Raw genomic sequence first — 2,789 nt, forward strand, 5'->3', positions numbered from 1 at the left:
AGCCACCGACATGACCCGTGATCAAAACAGCCCGCCCGGTAGCGGCCGCCACGCCACGCCGCACATCCCACGAGTCCATACAGAACCGCAGGTCAACCCAAGATCAACTTAAGCTACGTGGCATTGGGTCAAGGGTCTGCCTGACGGCTTGGTTCGCCCGACCGATCTCGTTTACGTCATCCAACGATTTGACCGCGCCCCTGGCGAACGCATCCACGTGGAGGACTTCGCCCAAGTCGCGGACGTCGAACCCATGTTCAAGTACAGCGAGTCGGGTGCCTCGTACGACAGTCTCGCCGCCGCGATTCGGCAACTGACCGGGGACGAGGGCTACCACGACTTCATCGCGCGTCTCGCTGCCCTGCTGATCGTGGGCAATACGGATGGGCATCTGAAGAACTGGGCGATCAGGTACGCGGACGGACGGACTCCGCGCCTCGCTCCGGTTTACGACTTCCACTCTATATCGGTCTACTCCACCTACCGTTGGGCGCCGCTGGCGCTCAGCCTCGATGGGGAGACGGTACCAAGCGCTGTCACCGGCGATCACTTTCGGCGGCTCGCGGAGCGGGTTGGCGCGGACCCGGAGCAGACATTCGACACGGTGGCGCAGACCGTGGCACGGCTACGTTCGGCGTGGAATCCGATCATGGCGGGCGAGGCCCTGTTGCGATTCGACGCGTTGGCGGACCACTACACGGAGCGGCTCAGCTCCCTGACGATCTGCAACTCAGACGGCTGATCCGCCTACGACCCAACCGTTCCCGGTGAACCGATGCACGCACAGCAGCTGGCTGCCGGGTCGATCATTCTCGGTTGGCAACGCTGGCGGCACAGATCTGCTGGGTGCCGCCGACCCAGGACGCACCGCAGGGCAGGATGGCGGGGTGGACGAACACGACATGCTGCTCTCCCCCGCCGGCGTCGACGCGCTGCGGACCGCGCTGACCCGGGCCGGGTTCACCAGCAACGGCATCGCCGAGCGGCTCGGCCCGCAGGCCACCGCCGCGGTCGCGCGCAACGATCACCGGGCCGCGCTGCGCGCCACCGAGGACCGCGATCCGCTCGGCACGCTGATCCGGGTGTTCATCTGCGACCAGGTCGAGCCCGAGGCGACGGTCGCCGCCGCCCTGGCGCCGCTGAGCCTCGACGAGGCGCTGGCCGGCGGGCTGGTCGAGAGGTACGGCGACGGTCTGCGCGCCGGCGTCGACCTCGAGCCGTACGGCGACGACTGGTGGACGCTCGCCGACGTGCCGGCCAGCGCCCGGCCGGGTCGCCCGCTGGGCGCCGAGCACGTGCTCGGCGTCGGCGGCGCCACCCAGACGCTGATCGGGGCGACCGTCCGCCGGCCGGTCGACACCGCACTGGACCTGGGCACCGGCTCCGGCGTCCAGGCCCTGCACCTGGCCACCCACGCCCGGACGGTGACCGCCACCGACCTGTCGGAGCGGGCCCTGCGCTTCGCCGCGACCACCGCCGCCCTCAACGGTCAGGACTGGGAACTGCTGCGCGGCGACATGGTCGCCCCGGTGGCCGGCCGGCGCTTCGACCTGGTGGTGAGCAACCCGCCGTTCGTGGTGGGGCCGGGCACCACCACGCACGTCTACCGCGACTCCGGCCGGGTCGGTGACGCGATCGGCGCGGAGCTGGCCGCCGCCGCGCCGGGCCTGCTCACCGAGGGCGGCACGATGCAGTACCTGGCGAACTGGGTGCACGTCGCCGGCGAGGAGTGGGACGAGCGGGTGGCCGGCTGGTTCGCCGGGACCGGCCTGGACGCCTGGGTGATCCAGCGCGAGGTGGCCGACCCCATGGCGTACGTCGACCTGTGGCTCACCGACGCCGCCGAGTCCGCCGATCCGCAGCGGATGGCCGCCTGGCTGGACTGGTTCGACGCGCACAAGGTGGAGGGGATCGGCTTCGGCATCGTGTCGCTGCGCCGGGCCGGGCACGCCGACCCGGTGGTCCGGGTGGAGGACCTGCGCCAGCGGGTGCAGCCGCCGCTGGGCGACCACGTCGCCGCCTGGTTCGACCGCCAGGACTTTCTGCGGGTACGCGACACCGACGGGTTGCTCGCCGAGCGCTACCGGGCCGCCGAGGGCCTCCAGCTGCGGCAGGAGGCGACCATGGGTGACGAGGGCTGGGCGGTGGACCGGCAGGTCCTCGCGATGCCGCACGGCCTGCGTTGGACCGAGGAGATCGACCCGCTGGTGCTGGCGCTGGTCGGCGGTGCCGACGGTCGACTGCCGCTGCGTGACCAGCTCGCCCTGCTCGCCGCGGCGCACGACGTCGAGCCCGACGAGATGGCCGAGGCGGCCGGCCCGATCGTCGCGCACCTCGTGGAGCGCGGCTTCATCGAGCCGGTGACCGCCTGATGCGCGCGGTGGTGCAGACCGTCGGGCGGGCCAGCGTGACCGTGGACGGCGAGGTGGTCGGCGCCATCGACGGCGGCCTGCTGGTGCTGCTCGGGGTGACCCACACCGACACCGCCCAGACCGCGCAGACGATGGCCCGCAAGGTGCACGAGCTGCGCATCCTGGACGGCGAGCGGTCCGCCGCCGACACCGGCGCGCCGATCCTCGTGGTCAGCCAGTTCACCCTCTACGGCGACGCCCGCAAGGGCCGCCGCCCGACCTGGACCGCAGCGGCCCCCGCCGAGGTCGCCGAACCCCTGGTGACAGCGGTGGTGGAGGCGCTGCGCACCCGCGGAGCGACAGTCCAGACCGGCCGCTTCCGCGCCCACATGCTGGTCGAAAGCATCAACCTAGGCCCCCAAACAATCCTCCTAGACC

Annotated in this window: 3 protein-coding genes; all 3 read left to right on the plus strand. The window is 71.6% G+C overall.

The window, feature by feature from the left end:
* Positions 1–148 precede the first annotated feature (148 nt).
* The gene (locus tag F8271_RS30825) at positions 149–742 is read left to right on the plus strand and encodes a HipA domain-containing protein (protein ID WP_192580538.1); all 594 of its coding nucleotides are present in this window, start codon (positions 149–151) and stop codon (positions 740–742) included.
* 145 nt (positions 743–887) lie between these two features.
* Positions 888–2,372 carry a methyltransferase gene (locus tag F8271_RS30830; protein ID WP_192580539.1) on the plus strand — a complete coding sequence of 495 codons (1,485 nt, stop codon included), beginning with the start codon at positions 888–890 and terminating at the stop codon, positions 2,370–2,372.
* Positions 2,372–2,789 (plus strand): D-aminoacyl-tRNA deacylase (gene dtd, locus F8271_RS30835; RefSeq protein WP_151493307.1); only part of this gene is annotated, 418 nt, incomplete at its 3' end. The genes F8271_RS30830 and dtd, both read left to right, overlap by 1 nt.

Origin of the sequence: Micromonospora sp. ALFpr18c (genome assembly GCF_008868155.1) — a bacterium.
GTDB lineage: Bacteria > Actinomycetota > Actinomycetes > Mycobacteriales > Micromonosporaceae > Micromonospora.